Source organism: Chryseobacterium sp. c4a, from assembly GCF_009900745.1.
In the GTDB taxonomy this organism is placed as follows: Bacteria; Bacteroidota; Bacteroidia; order Flavobacteriales; family Weeksellaceae; genus Chryseobacterium.
In genome coordinates this window covers 1-746 of sequence record NZ_WXVU01000049.1, presented here as the reverse complement: position 1 = coordinate 746, position 746 = coordinate 1, and the positions used below count along the sequence as shown (strand labels likewise).

General features: G+C 38.7%; 1 protein-coding gene. It reads left to right on the top strand.

All coding sequences use genetic code 11. From position 1 onward, the window contains the following. Positions 1-746: AbfB domain-containing protein (locus GTR01_RS24430; protein WP_185155166.1), on the top strand; the 746-nt coding region annotated here is incomplete at both ends.

Sequence of the window (746 nt, the reverse complement as noted above, 5' to 3'; positions counted from 1 at the left end):
AGGATGCTACATTTACTGTAAGAAAAGGATTCAGCAATAAATCATGCTATTCATTTGAATCTGTGAATAACCCCGGAAAATATCTATACGCCCCATCCGGAGATAAAGGACAGCAGATAGGCGTTGGTACCATTGACGGTGCTAATCGCCGAACCGAGGCGACATTTTGTGCTTTCAAAAATGTTGGAAGTAAGGATGGTATTATACTAAAGAATTCTATGCCAAATAATCCGGAAAAGTATATTCGAAACGTTGATGGTAAGGTTTGGGCAGATCCTGCCCTTAAAAGTATTTCCAATCAAAATACATTTGCCCAGGATATGGTATGGAAGGTTATTGATCCGTTATGGAATGTTGAGCCCGTAACCAATTTGGAATTAGACAAACGAATTTCGTTTCAGGTAACTAGTTCTGGATTTATGGATCGTGTGCTCAGACATAGTAAATCCAAAGGACGGACGGATGTAATCAATTCTAAAAGTAATGTAATAGATCGTAAGGATGCTACATTTACTGTAAGAAAAGGATTCAGCAATAAATCATGCTATTCATTTGAATCTGTGAATAACCCCGGAAAATATCTATACGCCCCATCCGGAGATAAAGGACAGCAGATAGGCGTTGGTACCATTGACGGTGCTAATCGCCGAACCGAGGCGACATTTTGTGCTTTCAAAAATGTTGGAAGTAAGGATGGTATTATACTAAAGAATTCTATGCCAAATAATCCGGAAAAGTATATTCGA